The 18,127-nt window shown below is 66.5% G+C and carries 17 protein-coding genes; 9 read left to right on the top strand and 8 right to left on the bottom strand.

Annotation, left to right across the window (positions count from 1 at the left end):
- Positions 1-155: 155 nt before the first annotated feature.
- The 7 genes from CXZ10_RS18300 (at position 156) to CXZ10_RS18270 (ending at position 8,506) form a co-directional block, all read left to right on the top strand.
- Positions 156-3,146, top strand: coding sequence for an EAL domain-containing protein (locus tag CXZ10_RS18300; protein WP_244617203.1), 2,991 nt, complete (start codon positions 156-158; stop codon positions 3,144-3,146).
- Between the two features lie 94 nt (positions 3,147-3,240).
- Positions 3,241-3,771 (top strand): invasion associated locus B family protein, encoded by a 531-nt coding sequence (locus tag CXZ10_RS18295; protein WP_101290803.1) that lies wholly within the window; start codon positions 3,241-3,243, stop codon positions 3,769-3,771.
- Positions 3,772-3,887: 116 nt separating this feature from the next.
- Positions 3,888-5,309 (top strand): metalloprotease TldD, encoded by a 1,422-nt coding sequence (gene tldD, locus CXZ10_RS18290; protein ID WP_101290802.1) that lies wholly within the window; start codon positions 3,888-3,890, stop codon positions 5,307-5,309.
- Between the two features lie 64 nt (positions 5,310-5,373).
- The gene (locus tag CXZ10_RS18285; RefSeq protein ID WP_101290801.1) at positions 5,374-6,021 is read left to right on the top strand and encodes an HAD family hydrolase; all 648 of its coding nucleotides are present in this window, start codon (positions 5,374-5,376) and stop codon (positions 6,019-6,021) included.
- 117 nt (positions 6,022-6,138) lie between these two features.
- Positions 6,139-6,840 carry a TerC family protein gene (locus CXZ10_RS18280; protein WP_101290800.1) on the top strand — a complete coding sequence of 234 codons (702 nt, stop codon included), beginning with the start codon at positions 6,139-6,141 and terminating at the stop codon, positions 6,838-6,840.
- Between the two features lie 51 nt (positions 6,841-6,891).
- Complete coding sequence (locus CXZ10_RS18275) at positions 6,892-8,241, top strand: MATE family efflux transporter (protein WP_101290799.1); 1,350 nt, start codon at positions 6,892-6,894, stop codon at positions 8,239-8,241.
- A gap of 40 nt (positions 8,242-8,281) precedes the next feature.
- Positions 8,282-8,506, top strand: coding sequence for a DUF2093 domain-containing protein (locus CXZ10_RS18270; protein ID WP_101290798.1), 225 nt, complete (start codon positions 8,282-8,284; stop codon positions 8,504-8,506).
- Between the two features lie 36 nt (positions 8,507-8,542).
- Here the strand turns inward: CXZ10_RS18270 and lpxK are convergent, their stop codons facing one another.
- From lpxK to CXZ10_RS18240, 6 genes are all read right to left on the bottom strand, one after another.
- Positions 8,543-9,562: a tetraacyldisaccharide 4'-kinase gene (gene lpxK / locus CXZ10_RS18265; protein WP_101290797.1), complete on the bottom strand. Its 1,020-nt coding sequence runs from the start codon at positions 9,560-9,562 to the stop codon at positions 8,543-8,545.
- Entirely contained in the window at positions 9,556-10,854 is a 1,299-nt protein-coding gene (locus CXZ10_RS18260; protein ID WP_101290796.1) for a 3-deoxy-D-manno-octulosonic acid transferase, read from the bottom strand. Before CXZ10_RS18260 ends, lpxK begins: the two co-directional genes overlap by 7 nt.
- Positions 10,847-11,590 (bottom strand): lysophospholipid acyltransferase family protein, encoded by a 744-nt coding sequence (locus CXZ10_RS18255; RefSeq protein ID WP_101290795.1) that lies wholly within the window; start codon positions 11,588-11,590, stop codon positions 10,847-10,849. Before CXZ10_RS18255 ends, CXZ10_RS18260 begins: the two co-directional genes overlap by 8 nt.
- A 69-nt stretch (positions 11,591-11,659) precedes the next feature.
- Complete coding sequence (locus CXZ10_RS18250) at positions 11,660-11,893, bottom strand: DUF4170 domain-containing protein (RefSeq protein ID WP_101290794.1); 234 nt, start codon at positions 11,891-11,893, stop codon at positions 11,660-11,662.
- 86 nt (positions 11,894-11,979) lie between these two features.
- A complete protein-coding gene (locus CXZ10_RS18245) occupies positions 11,980-12,774 on the bottom strand; it encodes a 3'(2'),5'-bisphosphate nucleotidase CysQ (protein WP_101290793.1) in 795 nt (264 codons plus the stop codon).
- Positions 12,761-14,104, bottom strand: a complete 1,344-nt coding sequence (locus CXZ10_RS18240) for a TldD/PmbA family protein (RefSeq protein WP_101290792.1) — start codon at positions 14,102-14,104, stop codon at positions 12,761-12,763. The genes CXZ10_RS18245 and CXZ10_RS18240 overlap by 14 nt, the downstream gene beginning before the upstream one ends.
- Before the next feature lie 437 nt (positions 14,105-14,541).
- On the opposite strand from CXZ10_RS18240, the gene CXZ10_RS18235 reads away from it, so the two are divergent.
- Positions 14,542-15,102 (top strand): DUF6101 family protein, encoded by a 561-nt coding sequence (locus CXZ10_RS18235; RefSeq protein ID WP_101290791.1) that lies wholly within the window; start codon positions 14,542-14,544, stop codon positions 15,100-15,102.
- Between the two features lie 50 nt (positions 15,103-15,152).
- On the opposite strand, the gene ubiA is transcribed toward CXZ10_RS18235, so the two are convergent.
- Positions 15,153-16,097, bottom strand: a complete 945-nt coding sequence (gene ubiA / locus CXZ10_RS18230) for a 4-hydroxybenzoate octaprenyltransferase (protein WP_101290790.1) — start codon at positions 16,095-16,097, stop codon at positions 15,153-15,155.
- A 142-nt stretch (positions 16,098-16,239) separates the two neighbouring features.
- Here ubiA and purD point away from each other — a divergent pair, with 142 nt between their 5' ends.
- Positions 16,240-17,523 carry a phosphoribosylamine--glycine ligase gene (purD, locus tag CXZ10_RS18225; RefSeq protein ID WP_101290789.1) on the top strand — a complete coding sequence of 428 codons (1,284 nt, stop codon included), beginning with the start codon at positions 16,240-16,242 and terminating at the stop codon, positions 17,521-17,523.
- On the opposite strand, the gene CXZ10_RS18220 is transcribed toward purD, so the two are convergent.
- Complete coding sequence (locus CXZ10_RS18220; protein ID WP_101290788.1) at positions 17,524-18,114, bottom strand: YqgE/AlgH family protein; 591 nt, start codon at positions 18,112-18,114, stop codon at positions 17,524-17,526. It lies immediately after the preceding gene.
- Positions 18,115-18,127: the final 13 nt, after the last annotated feature.

Genomic DNA, 18,127 nt, shown 5'->3' with positions numbered 1-18,127 from the left:
CCTCGGCTATATCTCTCCGGACGCGCTTTCTGAGGAAGCCGCGCAAAGGATTTCCGGCGGGCGCTGTCGCAGCTTCCCCGCACCCTGACAAAGCTGCCGCGTGTCCGGCGCGGTCCACGAAACCGAATGTTCGCCAGTCGAGCTGGAGAGTGTCCTTGGCCTTCGTCCGCGCCGTCGTCGCCTTGTTCCTGCTGGTGTTCGCCGCCGGCCTCGCCCCGCATGTCGCGCTGGCCGCCGAGCCCATCCTGGTCGAACCCGACGTCAAGGCCCTCGATCTCACCCACGCCGTCGAGTACCGACGTGACGCCGGCAACTCGATCCAGGTTTCGACGGCGCCCGGTCCAGACGGTGTCGTAAGGCGCATCGAGGTGCGCGCCAAGGGCATCGATTCCAATCCGTCCTGGGTGGTGTTCTCTCTATCCAACCAGTCGGATCTGCAGCTCGACCGATTGATCGTCGCGCCGCATTTCCATCTGGTCGGCTCGCGCGTCATGTGGCCCGACCTCGGCGCCTCGCGCATCGCTGCGATCACGCCGAGTTCCGGCTTCGCTCCCGAGCGGCAGACCAGCCAGGATTCCGACGTCTTCCTGGTGACGCTCGATCCCGGCACGGTAGTGACTTTCGTCGTCGAACTCCGGACGCGCGATCTGCCGCAGATCGGCCTCTGGGAGCCCAATGCCTACAAGGACAGCGTCAACGCCTATACGCTCTACCGCGGCATCGTGCTCGGCATCTCCGGCCTTCTGGCGCTGTTCCTGACCATTCTGTTCGTGGTCAAGGGATCGATGATGTTTCCGGCCACGGCGGCGCTGGCCTGGGCGGTACTCGCCTATCTCTGCATCGACTTCGGCTTCTGGAACAAGGTGTTTGCCGTCGGCTCGGGAACCGACCAGCTCTACCGCGCCGGCTCGGAGGTGATGATCGCCGTGACGATGGTGATCTTCCTCTACGCCTATCTCAATCTCAACCGCTGGCACGTGCGCTACAGCCACGTGATGCTGATCACGCTTCTGGCGCTGACCGGCCTGTTCGCACTCGCCCTCTATGATCCCTCGATCACCGCCGGCATCGCGCGCATGGCGCTGGCCGCCCTCGGCGGCGTCGGCTTCGTGCTGATCGTGGCGCTGGCGCTGCGCGGCTACGACCGGGCGATCATGCTGGTGCCGACCTGGCTGGTGTTCCTGGCCTGGCTGGCCGGCACGGGCCTTGCCGTCTCCGGCCGCCTCGTCAGCGATCTCGCCCAGCCGGCGCTGGCCGGCGGTCTGGTGCTGGTCGTCCTGCTGCTTGGCTTCACGGTCATGCAGCATGCCTTTGCCGGCGGCGCCATCACGCAAGGGCAGGTGGACGACAGCGAGCGCAAGGCGCTGGCGCTCACCGGATCCGGCGACATGATCTGGGACTGGGACGTGCTCGCGGACCAGATCGTCACTTCGGCCGAGGCCGAGGAAAGCCTCGGTCTCAAGCGCGGCCGCCTCGAAGGGCCGGCACGCGACTGGCTCGACTACCTGCATCCGCAGGACCGGGAGCGGTTCAAGGCAACGCTCGACGCCGTGGTCGAAACGCGCAAGGGCCGCCTCAGCCAGACCTTCCGAATGCGCGCCCAGGATGGCCATTATCAGTGGTTCCGCCTGCGAGCCCGTCCCATCCTCGGGTCGGACGGCGAGGTCATCCGCTGCGTCGGCACGCTGCTCGACATCACCGACATGAAACTGGCCCAGGAACGGCTGCTGTCCGACGCCATCCACGACAACCTCACCTCGCTGCCGAACCGCGAGCTTTATCTCGATCGTCTCGCCTCCGACCTTGCCCGCGCCAAGGTGGACAACCAGCGCCGGCCGGCAGTGTTCCTCGTCGATCTCGACCGCTTCCGGCAGGTGAATGAGACGCTCGGCCTGTCGGTGGGCGACACCATTCTGCTGACGCTGGCCCGCCGGCTCGGCCGCCTCATCAAGCCGCTCGACACGCTGTCGCGCCTCGAAGGCGACCGCTTCGGCATCGTGCTGGTGTCCGAACAGGCTTCGGACCGGCTCGCCGCCTTCGCCGACACCGTCAAGCGGGCGGTGCGTGCGCCGATCGTCGTTGGCGAAAAGGAAGTGTTCCTCACCGCCTCGATCGGCATCGCCGTGCCCGATACCGACGACAAGGAGGCACGGACGCTGGTGCAGGATGCCGAGATCGCGCTCGCCTTCGCCAAGAAGCTCGGCGGCGACCGTATCGAGACTTTCCGGCCGGCGCTGCGCATCATGTCGGCCGATCTCACCTCGCTGGAGCAGGACCTGCGTGGCGCCATCGAAAAGGGCGAGCTCACGGTGCTCTACCAGCCGGTCATCCGGGCCGGTGACCGGTCGGTGGCCGGCTTCGAGGCGATACTGCGCTGGAACCACCCGCGCAAAGGGTCGATCCCGCCGGCCGAGTTCATGCCGATCGCCGTACGCTCCGGCCTGGTGATGCAACTCGGCATGTTCCTGCTCGACCGGGCGGCCCGGCAGCTCGCCGACTGGCGCGACCATCTGCCCTTCGGTGACACGCTGACCATGTCGGTGAACCTGTCCAACCGGCAGGTGCTCCGGCACGAGCTCCTGAACGACGTCAAGGCCATCCTGTCGCGCACCGGCCTGCCGCGCGACGTGCTGCACCTCGAGTTCTCCGAGAGCCTCTTGATGGAGAGCCCGGAGTTCTCGTTGCAGATGCTGATGAAGCTGAAGGAGCTCGGCGCCGGCTTTGCCGTTGACGAGTTCGGCATGGGCTTCTCCTCGTTGAGCTATTTGCAGCGGCTGCCGCCCGGCACGCTCAAGGTCGACCAGAACGTCTTGCGGAGTTCCGGCCGTCACCGGCAGGCGCTCCTCAAAACCATCGCTTCGCTGGCGCACGATCTTGAGCTGGAGCTGGTGGTGGAGGGTGTCGATCGCGCCATCGATCTCGATGAGGTCGCCAACCTCGGTGCCGACTATCTCGAAGGCTACCTGTTCGGATCGCCGATGAGCGCCGATGAGGTGCGCAAGCTGATGGAGAAGGCAAAGAAGGCGGTGGCCAAGGTGGCGCCGGTTGCCGCCGTGCCCGACGCCCCGCTACGCGTGCCCGATCGGGTGCCGGGCGCCACGGCCATTCCGGTCGGCGAAGCGACGGCCGGGCCGCCGGCTGCCTGAGCCGATCTTTTCGCGCCGCCGCAAGTGTGGGAATAAGGACCGGTCGGCGATTCGTCGCTGGCCTCTGGGGTTCTGGGACGTTGACGAGAGGATCATGACCGTCATGAGGACCGTTCTTTCCGCCTGCCTTTCCGTTCTGCTCGCCCTGGGCTCGTTGCCGGCGACGCTCTCTTCGGCGGCAGCGCAGGAGTTCGTCGACGGCAAGGTGGAATCCGTGCACGGCGACTGGCAGATCCGCTGCGACCAGCCGGTGGGCGCCCGCGACAAGCAATGCGCCATGGTGCAGAACGTCACCGCCGAGGATCGCGACAACATCGGCCTGTCCGTGCTGATCGTGAAGACGGTCGACAAGAAGGCCAGGATCATGCGCGTGCTGGCGCCGCTCGGCGTCTACCTGATGGCCGGCCTCGGCCTCCGCATCGACGACAAGGACATCGGCCGCGTCGGTTTCGTCCGTTGCCGGGCGCGCGGCTGCTACGCCGAGGTGGTGTTGCAGGACGACCTGATCGGCCAGCTCGAAGGTGGCGGCAAGGCGCTGTTCATCATCTACGATTCGCCCGAGGACGGTATCGGCATTCCGATCTCGCTGAAGGGCTTCAAGGAAGGCTTCGACGCCCTGCCGTGAGCGGCCGCACTTGTACGGCCCAGCCGGAAACACGACATGTTGCGCGTCCGGACAAAATATCCGGACGTTTGCATTTATGAGGATCCGATCCTCCTCACCATGGGACGCCGCCGCCGATGACCGAACGCCATGATCTTCTCGCCCTCGCCGGTCTCGATCCCGACGCGACGCAGCGCCTCGTTCGCGACGCACTCGCCGGCGCCGACGATGGCGAACTCTATCTGGAGCGCGCGGAAGGCGAGGCGCTGACCTTCGACAACGGCCGCCTCAAGACCGCCACCTATGACGTCAACCAGGGCTTCGGCCTGAGGGCGGTGGCCGGCGAGGCGGTCGGCTACGCCCATGCCGACGATCTCTCTGAGAAGGCGTTGCGCCGCGCCGCCGACGCGGTGAAGGCGGTCTCAATGGGCTATTCCGGCACGCTTGCCGAGCCTCCGCGCCCGACCAATCGCAAGCTCTACGGCGACGTCAATCCGCTGCTCTCGCCGGCCTTCTCCGACAAGGTGGCGCTGCTCTCCGAGATAGACGCCTGGGCGCGCGCCCGCGATCCGCGCGTGCGGCAGGTGACGGCATCCATCACCACCAGCCACAAGATCGTCGAGATCGTCCGCGCCGACGGCGTCCATCTCCGGGATGTGCGTCCGCTGGTCCGCGTCAACGTATCACTGATTGCTGGCAGCGGCGACCGCCAGGAAAGCGGCTCCTACGGCGAGGGCGGCCGTCTGGCGCTCGACGGCTTCATCACGCCCGAGCGCTGGCAGCATGCCGTCGACGAGGCCCTTCGTCAGGCTTTGGTCAATCTTGAGGCCAAGCCGGCACCGGCCGGCACCTTCGATGTCGTTCTCGGACCGGGCTGGACCGGCGTGCTGCTGCACGAGGCGGTGGGGCATGGCCTTGAGGGCGACTTCAACCGCAAGAAGACCTCCGCCTTTGCCGGCCTGATGGGCGAGCAGGTGGCGGCGAAGGGTGTGACCATCGTCGACGACGGCACGCTGCCGGACGCGCGGGGCTCGCTGACCATCGACGATGAGGGAACGCCGAGCGGCAAGACGGTGCTGATCGAGGATGGCCGCCTCGTCGGCTACATGCAGGACCGCCAGAACGCCCGCCTGATGGGGGCCAAATCCACCGGCAACGGGCGCCGCCAGTCCTACGCCCATGTGCCGATGCCGCGCATGACCAACACCTACATGCTCGCGGGCGACAAGAGCCGCGAGGAGATCATCGCCTCGGTGAAGGACGGCATCTACGCCGTGTCCTTCTCGGGAGGGCAGGTGGACATCACCTCCGGCAAGTTCGTCTTCGACTGCACCGAGGCCTATCGCGTGCGCGACGGCAAGGTCGGCGAGCCGATCAAGGGCGCCATGCTGATCGGCAACGGCCCCGACGCGATGAAGCGCGTGTCGATGATCGGCAACGACCTTGAGATCGACCGGGGTATTGGAATGTGCGGCAAGGCCGGCCAGAGTGTGCCGGTCGGTGTCGGCCAGCCGTCGCTGAGGATCGATCAGGTGACCGTCGGCGGTACCGCGACCTGATTTCGCGGGGCTCGGATAAGGCCCTGGTTTTCGGCGGCGCGTGCGACCGCAAAGAGAAGGAAGTATGCGTCCCATTCGTCTTGCCTTGTTCGACATGGACGATGTCGTCTATGCCTATTCGCGTCCCGATCGCATCGCCCATCTTTCCAGCGTGACCGGCCTCGATCCGGCCTTCATCAATGAACGCATCTGGGGTGAGGGGCTGGAGGCCGCCGCCGACGGCGGCGCCTTTCCGACGCCGGAGCTTTACATCGCCTCCTGGCGCGATCGCCTCGGCTACCCGCTTGCCATCGACGACTGGGTTGAGGCGCGCCGGCTCGGCATGCGTCTCATTCCCGGCACACTCGCGCTCATCGAAAGGCTGCTGGCCGAGGGCATGGCGGTCGGCGTGCTGACCAACAACGGTCCACTGGTGCATGCCTACCGCGAAACGCTGGCCCCGGATCTGGCGCGCCTCGTCGGTGACCGCTTTCTGGTCTCGTCCGCCTTCTCGACGATGAAGCCGGATCCTCGGGTGTTTCAGCGTGCCCTCGACAGACTGGGCTTCCGGCCGGAGGAGAGTTTTTTCACCGACGACATGCCGGAGAATGTGGAAGGCGCCCGCACCGCCGGTCTTGCCGCCGCTGTCTTCACCACCCCTTCGGCGCTTGAAGCGGCGCTGGTTGCCTACGGCCTCCTCAGCGACGTGTCCGTAGAAATGACGAGGACTTAAATTCTCGTCGAGCATTGAAATTCTCGCCCCAACGCCTTACCTCACCGGCATCCGGGAATATGCCCGGCGGATATCGGCGTCTCGCCGAACAGGGTTGGGACGGACGCCGTGTTTTCAATGGATTTTCTGTCGGCTGAACTCGCTGCGCTGGCACAGGTCATCTTCATTGACGTCGTGCTGGCCGGTGACAATGCCATCGTCGTCGGCATGGCGGCGGCCGGCGTCGATCCCACCATACGGCGCAAGGTGATTTTCTGGGGCATCGGCGGCGCCGTTGCCCTGCGCATTCTGTTTGCGATCATCACCACCCACCTCCTTGCCATCGTTGGCCTGACGCTGGCCGGCGGCGTGTTGTTGCTCTGGGTCTGCTGGAAGATGTTCCGCGAGATCTGGTCGAGCCGACACGAGGAGGAGCGCGGCGTGGAAGCTGCCGAGCAGGCGCTTGATTCCGCCGCCTGTGACGTGACGCCGGCCTCGTCCGGCAAGACCTTCCGTCAGGCCCTCACCCAGATCATCCTCGCCGACGTCTCCATGTCGCTCGACAACGTTCTGGCTGTGGCCGGTGCGGCGCGCGACCACGTGGGTATTCTGGTGATCGGCCTGTTGCTTTCGGTGGGGCTGATGGGCGCCGCGGCCACGCTGATCGCTCGCCTGCTGCACCGTTTCCGCTGGATCGCCTGGGTTGGCCTCCTGGTCATCTTTTACGTTTCGATCGACATGATCCACCGGGGCTCGGTCGAGGTTTGTACCGGCATCACTGGCGAACAAAGCTGCCAGATTCAGGACCTCCAGGATGCTACAGGCGACATGCTGAACTGAGCCGACGGGCCTCCCGTCGTTTCGCCTGCTTCTGATCGCGAGAGGTCCAAGATGACGCATGCCGCCAGTGCGCCCGCCGACGCCGCCTATGTGGAAGGATCGGTGTTCCGCCACGTGGTGGCGTTGACCGCCCTTGGTTCGCTGGGGCTGATGGCGATCTTCACCGTCGACCTCGTCAACCTCCTCTATATTTCGCTCCTCGGCGACGAAGTGCTGACGGCGGCCATGGGCTATGCCGGCGCCGTGCTGTTCGTGCTGGTCTCGGTCGGCATCGGCTTCTCCATCGGCGTGACGGCGCTGACCGCCCGGCGGATCGGCGCCGGCGATCGGGCCGCGGCGAGGCGTGTCGCCACCTCCGGTCTGATCATTTCCTTCGCCGCTACCAGCGCCGTGACCTTGGCGATCGCCATGGTACTCGACCCTTGCCTTGCCTTGCTCGGCGCTGCTGGGCGCGAGTTCGAGGTGACCCGACATTTCCTCTGGATCACCATGCTGGGCATGCCGCCGCTCGCCCTCAGCATGGCCATGGGTGGCGTGCTGATGGCCTTCGGCGCACCGCGCATGACGCTCTGGATCAACGTCTCTGGTGCCGCCGCGACGGCGATCCTCGACCCGATCTTCATCTTCGCGCTCGACCTCGGCGTCACCGGCGCCGCCATCGTCACGGTGCTGATCCGCTTCGTGGCGATCGGTGTCGGCTGGTATGGCTTGGTCCCGCGCCTCAATGCGCTGGCACGCCCGACGATGGACAGCGTCCGCCACGACATCGCGCCGCTCCTCACCATTGCCTTCCCGGCCATCCTCACCAACCTTGCGACGCCGATCAGCAACATGATCGTCACCGCCTATGTCGCCCGCTTCGGAACCGAAGCGGTGGCCGGTTGGTCGATCATCGGCCGCATCTATCCGCTGTGTTTTGCCGGCATCTTCGCGCTCACCGGTTCGGTCGGCGCCATCTTCGGCCAGAATGTCGGTGCCCGCCGCTTCGACCGGGTTCGCAAGACGCTGGCCGACAGCACCCTGTTCACGGCCATCTATGTGGCAGCGATCTGGCTGCTGCTGTTCCTCGGTACCGATGCCATCAACTGGGCCTTCCAGGCGACCGGCCGCGTTGCGGAGATGATCGCCTTCTACTGCCTATGGGCGGCGCCCACCTTCATCTTCACCGGCGCGCTGTTCGTTGCTAACGCCGCCTTCAACAACCTCGGCTTTGCGTCCTACTCGACCATGTTCAACTGGGGCCGCGCCACGCTCGGCACGCTGCCTTTCTGCTGGCTCGGCATCTGGTTTGGCAGCGCCGACGCGGTGATCCTCTGGTGGAGCATCGGGGCCGCCCTGTTCGGCCTGCCGGCCCTCTGGCTGGCCGGACGGTCGATCGACCGCCTCGCTGCCAGGGCATGAACCTCTTGCGCGGCGGTCGGGCGGAGGTTATTCACCTTCCATGTTGAACAGCACGGACACCCCTTTCGGCGGCGGCGAGGCGCAGATCCGCTACCTCGACGGCGACTACCAGATCCTTCGCAACGGAAACTACGTCCGCTGCGCGATCACCGGCCGTCCGATCCTGCTGCAGGACCTGAAATACTGGTCCGTCGAGCACCAGGAACCCTATATCGATGCCGAGGCGGCGCTGACGGCCTATCGTCGGCACACCGGCGCCCGCTGAGCGGGGCGCCGACAGGCTCGGCTTCCGACGCAGATTTCAGCTGAAATGCCGCGCCATCCAGCGTCGGCGGATGTCGAGAAGCAGCGACCCCACTGCATGCTCTTCGGAAAAGCGTGTGTGCACGCCGAAGACGGCGACGCGATCGCGCGACCAGTTGCTGCCGACGATGCCGCGCGGCAGCCGCACCGCATCCTTCTCGGTGGTGACCGGCACCGCATCGAGCATGTCGGCCTCGTCGAGCAGATGGGCCAAGTCCTGGAAACGGTAGGGATAGTGATCGGGGAAAGCGCGGCGGGCGGCGAGGCGGTAGCCTTCGTCCTCGAGCGAGCGGAAGAACTTCTCCGGCCGGCCGATGCCGGCGAAGGCATAGAGCCGGCGGCGCGGGTCGGCAGGCGCTGCGTTGGCGACCAGCGCCGCCCGGAATACCGGCTTGCCGGCGCGAGCTGCGGTGCGGACAATGCGCTGGCCGTTCTTGCTGTCGCCATACACGATGATTGCGTCGGCGAGCAGCATCTGCCGCCGAAGCGGTGCCCGGAGCGGGCCGGCCGGCAGCGGCAGGCCATTGCCCACGCCAACCGCGCCATCGACGACCACGAAGCTGAAGGTCTTTTTCACCGACGGGTTCTGAAAACCGTCGTCCATGATGCAGAGGTCGGTGCCGGTCGCCTTGAGAAGAGAAAAGGCATCGGCGCGCCGGCGTGACACCACCGTTGGCGCCACGCGGGCGAGCAACAGGGCTTCATCGCCAACCTCGGCCGCCGTGTGACGGTCGATGTTGACGAGCAGCGGTCCCTTGAGGCGGCCGCCGTGACCGCGGGTGAGAAAGCAAGGGTCGAGACCGACCGAGCGTGCCGAATGGGCCAATGCGATGGCGGTGGGTGTCTTGCCGGCGCCGCCGGCCACGAAGTTGCCGACGCAGACCAGAGGCAGTGGTGGCTCGGCCCCGCCAGGTCGGTGCATGCGCCGCGCTGTGACAGCGCCATAGAGGAGGCCGATCGGTGCCAGCAGCAGGGCGGCAATACCCTTGCGTTTCCACCAGAAGGCCGGTGTCAGCATGGACCGCCACCTGCGTGTCGCCCGATCAGCGGCGTGATCGCCTCTATGGTGCGTGCTACGGCACCGGCTGAGCCCGCCACGACCCGCTGGCCGGCCGCGGCCTGAGTGGCTTTGAGAGCGGGATCGTTGATGAGGCTCAGCGTCGCATTCGCGAGTTCGTCTGTTGATCGGGCCACCTTAAGGCCGCCGGCTTCGATGAAGGCACGGTAGATGTCGAGCCAGTTGGAAAAATACTGGCCGCAAACGACGGCGGCGCCGAGGCGGGCTGGCTCGATGAGATTGTGACCGCCGATGCCGTCGATGAAGGTTCCCCCCATCAACACCACGTCGGCGAGCCGGAAGAAAGCGGCCAGCTCGCCGAGCGTATCGGCCACATAGACGTCGGTCGTGGCGTCCGGAGCATCTCCTGCGCCGCGGCGGCGCGTCTCGAGGCCGGCCGCTTGCGACAGAAGCGCGATGTCGCTTCCGCGCACCGGGTGGCGAGGCACGATGACGAGCAGCGCCTGCGGACGACTTTCCCTGAGCTTCAGGAACGCCGTCAGCACCACCTCGTCCTCGCCGGGGTGCGTGGAGGCCGCAAGCACCATCGGCCGCTCACCGATGCCATCCTGCAACGCGTCGAGATCCGCGACGCCGACATCCGGCAGACCGGCATCGAACTTGATGTTTCCGGTTACGGTCACCTCAGGCGCCCCGAGCCGGGAGAAGCGCGCGCCGTCGTCGTCGGTCTGGGCGAGCACCAGCGACATGCGGCGAAACACCGCCCTGGCCGCGGGCGTTGCCCGTTGCCAGCCCTGGAACGAGCGCGGCGACAGCCTGGCATTGGCGACGACCAGGGGTATGCCATGATCCGCAAGACGGCCGATGGCCACCGGCCAGATCTCGCTTTCGACGAACAGAGCCAGATCCGGGCGCCAATGTGCAAGAAAGCGATCGACCGGGCCGGCAAGGTCGAGCGGAGCAAACTGATGGATCAGCCCCGGTCTCAACCGATGGCCGACCAGCGCGGCCGAGGTGGTGGTGACCGTGGTGACCAGCACGCCCTTGCCTTCGGCGATCAGCCGATCCACCATCGGCATCGCAGCCATCGCTTCGCCGACGCTGACCGCATGCACCCAGACGAGCGGTCCCTCCGGCCGCGGCGCGGAAGGATGGCCGAGGCGTTCGGCTGACCGAGCCGGATCTTCCTTGCCGCGACGCCGACGCGCGCCAACGATGATCGCGCCGACCGGGCTGACAAGCCGGGTCAGGGCGATCCACGTCGAAAGCAGCGCGTCTCCGAGATCAGCCATCGGCGGCAGGGTCTTGGTTGGTTGGACCGGGTATGAACTTCCCCGCGATTCCCGTGCGTTCGTAGGCGTCTTGCGTGATCCGATCAAGCTCTTCGGTGAGGTAGCGCCTCAGCCTTTCGACGGCCTCGTCATCGGCATCGGCCGGAACGCGGATCGGCGCGCCGTGCCGGAGGGTGGCCGGCGAGAAGGGCAGGTCCACCACCATGCGATCCCAGTTGTTGAAGCGAAGGCCGTAACGCGACACATAGGCGATGGGAATGATCGGCCGGCCGGACAGTCGGGCCAGATGGATGACGCCCTTGCCGGAGACCTGGGACACTTTCGGCACGTCGGCGGTCATCAGCACGGAGTTGCCGGCTTTGAGCTCCCGCAAGGCTTGGCGGAAGCCGGCAGCCCCACCTTTCCTGTGCTGGGTATGGGCTCCTTGCGAGCCGGAGGCCCTGATGGTTCGGATGCCCTGTGTGCCGACGGCATCGGCAACGACACCGGCCGCCGCGTTGCGGGCGATCATCGGCACGATCGGCAGGTCGATCGGCACGGCGCGTGGCGTCATCATGGCAAGGCCGTGCCAGAAGGTGAAGATCGCCGGCGCCTCGGCCCGCGCCACATCGAACGCCTCGGCCGGCACCACCGTCAGGCGGGCCGTGCGGAATACGGTCAGAACATGCCAGGCGAGCAGATGCGACAGGGCACGGCTGACGGGCGCGCTGCCAAGGATTTTCCGATCAAGTGGCAAGCGGCATCTCCGGGAACAAAAGACGCTGCGCGTGCAGCGTCTCGACGTGTCGTTCGTTCAGGCTCGGCATCAGGTCGACGGGTCCAGAAGGCGATGCAGGTGGACGATGAAATAGCGTGTCTGCGCCTGATCGACGGTGGCCTGCGCCTTTTGCTTCCAGGCGGCATAGGCGGCGGCATAGTTGGGAAAGGCCCCGACGATGTCGATGGCATTGATATCGGCAAACTCAGTGGAGTCGAGCGCCTTCATCTCGCCGCCGATGACCAGATGAAGCAGTTGCTTTGAGGTGACTTCGGTCGTCATGAAACTCCGCCTTCCGCACCGGGCACCTCCCGCAGGCCGCCCAGCTTCTTTTCGTCAAGCCCGGCCTATTTTGCAAGGGTGCCTGTTCAGTAAGGGCCGATTGCCGCCGCCGCCGCTCGCGTCAGCGTCGGCAGACCGGCGACGAGGCTGTCATGATGGGCATCGGGCCGGTTGTAGACCATCGGCGCGCCGTCGATGGTCTCAAGCGTTCCGCCCGCTTCGGCCACGATCAGGTCGGCGGCCGCGAGGTCCCAGTCATGGGCCCCGCCGCGAGCAAAGGCGAGGTCGAGCGTGCCGTCGGCGACCATGGCGATCCGGAGCGCCAGTGAGGCGACATAGCCCCGGCTCCTCAACGTTGGCACCGGCCTGGACAGGCGCGAGATCAGCACGGCCGGTCCGGCGACGCGCACTCCGGCAAGGCTGGAGCGCGGCTGCAAGCGCAGGCGGTTGCCGTCGAGAAAGGCGCCGCGCCGATGGCCGGCGGTGTAGAGATGGCTCACCGACGGCTGCAGGAGTGCCGCCGCCACCGGTCGCCCGTTCTCGACCACGGCGAGCGAAATGGTCCACTGATCGGAACCGGCAATGAAACCCCGGGTGCCGTCGATCGGATCGACCACGAAGACCCGCTCGCAGCCGAGCCTGGCCGGATCGTCCTCCGTTTCCTCCGACAGCCAGCCGTAGTTGGGGCGGGCGGCCAGAAGCCGTTCCTTCAGGAAACGGTCGATGGCGAGGTCCGCCTCGCTGACCGGCGAGTCGTTGTCCTTCTTCCAGACCCGCGGATCGCGGCGGAAGAAGGACAGACCGATGCTGGCGGCGGCGAGCGCCGCGTCCGAAAGGAGCGCTGTGTCCTCGTCGATGCGTGCGCTGTCAGCGGCCGGCAATCGTCAGTCCCCCGATGGCCACCGTCGGCGCGGTGAAGGCCGAGCGGAACTCGATGTCGTCGGCCGGCACCAGTTCGCGGAACATGTCGAGAAGGTTGCCGGCGACGGTGATCTCGGCCACCGGATAGGCGATCTCGCCATTCTCGATCCAGAAGCCGGCGGCGCCGCGCGAGTAGTCGCCGGTGACGAGATTGGCGCCGTGGCCGATGAAGTCGGTGACGTAGAGGCCGGTGCCCACAGCCGCGATCATCTCGGCCGGCGATTGATCGCCCGGATGCAGCAGCACGTTGGTGGACGAGGGGTTCGGCGCGCCCGTGCCGCGGCCGGCCCGGCCGTTGGTCTCAAGGCCGAGTTCGCGCGCCGTGGCGCTGTCGAGCAGCCACGTCTTGAGGACGCCGTCCTCGACGAGGTCCAGCGGCGCGGCGCCGACGCCCTCGCCATCGAAGGGGCGCGAGCCGGGACCGCGTCGCCGCAAGGGATCGTCGGTGATTCGGATGTTCGGACCGAACAACTGCTGACCGAGCCGATCCTTCAAAAAGGACGAACGGCGGGCGATCGACGCGCCCGAAATGGCGCCGATCAGCGCGCCGATCAGGCTGGTGGCAACGCGCGGGTCATAGACCACCGTTGCCGTCTGGGTCGCCACCTGACGCGGATTGAGGCGGCGCACGGCGCGGTCGCCGGCCCGGGTGCCGACGGTCTCGGCGCTTTCGAGGTCGGCGAGGTGGGTCTTCGATGACGAGTCCCAGTCGCGTTCCATGCCAGTGCCGCTGCCGGCGATGGCCGCGACCGAATGGCCGTGGCCGGAGGATTCATAGGCGCCCGAGAAGCCGCTCGAAGTCACCAGCGCCATGCCGCCGCGCGCCCAGTAGGCGCTGGCGCCGGTGGTATTGGTCACGCCATCGACGGCCATGGCCGCCGCTTCGACCGCCTTGCCGCGCTCGGCAAGGTCGGCGGCGGAGACCGGCGTCTCGTCGAGAAGATCGATATCGGGCCAGGAGGTGGCCAGCAGGGCGTGGTCGGCAAGGCCTGCGAAGCGGTCGGGAGGCGCGGCGCGGGCCATGGCCACGGCGCGGGCGGCCAGTGCTTCCACATCCGAGCCGAGCGTCGCCGAGATGGTGGCGTTGCGGTCGCCGACGAACACCCGGAGGCCGAAATCGTCATTCTCGGCGTGCTCGATCTTCTCGACCTTGCCCTTGAGGACGCTCGCCACCTGATTGACGGAGCGAACGGCAACGGCATCGGCGGCATCGGCGCCGGCAGCGCGCGCCGCCTCGACAAGGCGGGCGGCCTGTTGGGTCAGTTGGTCGAGGTCGACGAGATCGCTCATGCGGGTGTCCGATCGGTTCGGGGAGTTCCGTGTTTAGGGCTTGGGGGTGCCGGCCGACAAGCCTTGTCGCCGCCTTCCTCCTACAGAATTGCGGCAACTCCTTGCCGGTCTTCACCGTAAGCGTCTTTCACCCGCCTTTGGACTGTGCCGGCCAAGCATTTGACGTGCAAGCCTTTTATGGGTCGTTCCGGCCCGGCAGCCGGCATGGTGGCCGGAGCTTCGTTGTCAACGAAGGTTGACCGAGGGTTGACGGCCTGCTGCGATTTGGCGCTTCAGACTCCGCTAACCCTCTCAAAAATCGAGAAAAAGTTTACCCAATCCCTTAAGCCGCCGGGGATGACGTTCGACCTATGCTCGCCATGGTTTCGGGACCGGGCGCAAAAAATGACGCTTGGCCCGACAGGGATAGTCAAAAGATTTCGAGTGAGGCAAAGAGCATGACGGGAGCCACTCCCCTGGGCCTGAAAACGGCGCTTAGGCTCGATCCGGGGCATCTGCCGGCCAAGTGGTGCGTCAACGTCGGGCAGGCCGGTCGGCCTGTTCAGGAAGCCGCCATCTACATGGATGATGACGGCGTCGTCGTCCAACGCAAATTGTCCGGTTTGCCGCTGACGCTCAGCCTGCCGTTCGCCGCCTTCGAGGGCGTCTCGGTCAGGATCGAGCCCAACGCCGCTGGTGACCTGACCGCCCATGTCGAGCTGCGGCATCGCGATCCGGCCATGTCGATTCCGCTGACTGTAACCCGCGACATGGAGGCCGCCGCCGCCGATTGGCAGGGCTGGTCCAGTCGGCTCGGCTTGCCGATGTTGCTGGTCACGGCTTCCGGTGCGGAGCGTGTCGGTCCTCAGGCATCGGTTCCGGTTGGCGAGCCGGCGCCGCGGCGTCGCCACGCATCCATGTCCGAACGCCGGCCGCGTTTCCTGGTTCGCCGCAAGATGGGCGCCGCTGGCGAAATGCCGGTTCTGCGCGACTGGCGCGAGATCATCAGCTACGAGTAACCATACTCCAGAAAGCGTTCCGTAGCCGGCGTCCGTTGAACGGAGGCCGGCTACATGCCTTTGAGCAGCCCGTCGATGACGAGGCCGGCCGTCAGGACAAGACCGGCATCGCGGTTGGATTTGAAGATCCTAAGGCATAGTTCGCCGTCGTCGGCGTCGAACTTCTCCACCTGCCAGGCGAGATGGCGGGCAAAGGCTGCCAGACCGACGAAGGCAATGATCTTGGCGTCGGCGAGATAGAAGGCCACGCCGAGCAGCAGCACGGCGGCGCCGTAGCAGACGGTCAGCAGCTTCGGCGTCGACCGCTCGAAATAGCGCGCCGTCGAGCCGAGGTCGATCAGAGCGTCATCCTCGCGGTCCTGGTGGGCGTAGATCGTGTCATAGGCGAAGGTCCAGAGGATGGCCGCCACGTAGATGAGAACGGCCGGCGCATCGAGACGGCCGAACACCACGCTCCAACCCATCAGGGCGCCCCAGGAAAAGGAGAGGCCCAGCACGATCTGCGGGAAATGGGTGATCCGCTTCATGAACGGGTAGATCGCCACCGGCACCAGCGAACAGAGGCCGAGAATGATCGAGAAGCGGTCGAACTGGAGCAGAACCGCGAGGCCCACCAGCGCCTGCAGCACCAGGAAGACAACTGCTCCGGCGGCGCTGACGCGGCCCGAGGGGATGGGTCGCGCTCGCGTCCGTGCCACGGCGGCGTCGATGTCCCGGTCGACGATGTCGTTATAGGTGCAGCCGGCGCCGCGCATCGCAACGGCCCCGACGAAAAACAGCAGCGCATGCCAGGGCGATGGAAAGGCCAGGCCGGCCGCTCCACTTGCCAGCGCCAGCGACCACCAGCAGGGCAGGAGAAGCAGCCACCAGCCGATCGGCCGATCGAGCCGGGCGAGCTGCGCGTAGGGCTTGGCGCCGGCCGGCAACAGCCGGTCGACCCAATTGCCGCGCTTGGCATCGGGAATGACGATCTCTTCGGAATCAGGCGCGTTCATAAGGGAAGTCTAGCCGTCCCGTTGTTGACGCGCGACAGCTTAGTCGCGGAAATCGCCGGCCGCATCCCCCTCCGGCCTTTTGTTCCACGGCCCGCCATGGTAAGGCGCGCGGCATCGGCTTGGCGACGTTGGAGGCCCAGAGATGCACGTGCTCCTTATCGGTTCCGGCGGACGCGAACACGCCATAGCCTTGGCGCTTCGCAATTCTCCGAAGCTGACGCGTCTGACCTGCGCGCCCGGCAACGCCGGCATCGCCACGGTCGCCGATCTCGTCGCCATCGACCCGGCCGACCACGCTGCCGTGATCGCCTTCTGCAAGGCTGAAGGCGTCGATTTCGTGGTGATCGGGCCGGAGGCGCCACTGGTCGCCGGTCTTGTCGATGATCTTGCCGCCGCCGGCATCAAGGCTTTCGGCCCCAGGAAAGAGCCGGCCCGGCTTGAGGGCTCGAAAGCCTTCACCAAGGAACTCTGCACCGAGGCGGGCATCCCGACCGCCGCCTATGGCCGCTTTGACGATGTCGAGGCGGCTCGCGCCTACGTGCTCGGTCGCGGTGCGCCGGTCGTCGTCAAGGCCGACGGTCTCGCTGCCGGCAAGGGCGTCGTCGTGGCATCCTCAGTCGAGGAGGCGCTCGATGCCATTGACGCCTGTTTCTCCGGCGCCTTCGGGGCTGCCGGCGCCGAGGTGGTGATCGAGGACTGCCTCGTCGGTGAGGAGGCGAGCTTCTTTGCCATCAGCGACGGCATCGATGTGCTGCCGCTCGCCGCTGCCCAGGACCACAAGCGGGTGGGCGATGGCGACACTGGCCCCAACACGGGGGGCATGGGCGCCTATTCGCCGACGCCCGTGGTCGACGAGGCGATGGAGCTGCGCATCATGGACGAGATCGTCGTGCCGACGGTCCGCTGCCTCGCCAGGCGCGGCACGCCCTTTGTCGGCGTGCTGTTCGCCGGCCTGATGATCGAGGCGGACGGCCCCAAGCTGATCGAATACAACGTCCGCTTCGGCGACCCCGAGACCGAGGTACTGCTGCCGCGGCTCAAGTCCGACCTTCTCGAGTTGATGCTGAGGTCCGCCGAAGGACGCCTGTCAGGTCACACCACCAATTTCGATGAGCGCACGGCGCTGACAGTGGTGATGGCGGCGAACGGCTATCCTGGACCCTACAGCAAGGGCAGCCGCATCGAGGGCCTCGATGAAGCCACCGCACTGCCGGATATATCGGTGTTCCACGCCGGCACCGCCGCAAAGGACGGCGGGATCGTCTCGAACGGGGGGCGGGTGCTCGCCATCACCGCGCTCGGCGACAGCGTGTCCGAGGCGCAGACCAAGGCCTACGAGGCTGTCGACCGCATCCGCTGGCCCGATGGCTTCTGCCGCCGTGACATCGGGTGGCGGGCCGTGGCACGCGAGAAAGCCGCAATGTGATCAGGCCCGGCCGCTCACCGGCGACAGTGCGGCGAGATCGACGCCCAGCGTGGCGAGTGCCCGGCGGTAGCGGTCGCTGTCGGCGGCGGAAAAGATGATGTCGGGATCGGAGTCGGTGATGAGCCAGCCGTTGGCCTGAATCTCGCTTTCAAGCTGGCCCGGTGCCCAGCCGGCGTAGCCCAGCGTCAGGAGCGAATGCTCGGGTCCGCGTCCCTCGGCAATCGCCTTCAGGATTTCCACCGTCGCCGTCAGCGACAGATCCTCGGATATCGGCAGCGTCGACGCATCGAGGTGGAAGTCGGACGTATGCAGCACGAAGCCGCGGCCGGTGTCGACCGGGCCGCCCTGGTGAACACGCATGTCCCGCGCTTCCGACGGCAGGCGGATTCGTTTCTCATCGGGGATGATTTCGAGCTGGACCAGGAGGTCTGGGAAGGACAGGTGGTCAAGCGGCTTGTTGATGACGAGGCCCATCGCGCCTTCGGGCGAATGGGCACACATGTAGATCACCGAGCGCCCGAACTCACCGTCGTCGAGCGCCGGCATGGCGATCAGGAACTTACCGTCGAGATAGGCTGCCTTTCCGGCCATGGTGCTTCCCGGG

It is taken from the genome of Pleomorphomonas diazotrophica, assembly GCF_002844595.1.
GTDB classification, from domain to species: Bacteria; Pseudomonadota; Alphaproteobacteria; order Rhizobiales; family Pleomorphomonadaceae; genus Pleomorphomonas; species Pleomorphomonas diazotrophica.
This window is presented reverse-complemented; position numbering and strand designations above follow the sequence as displayed.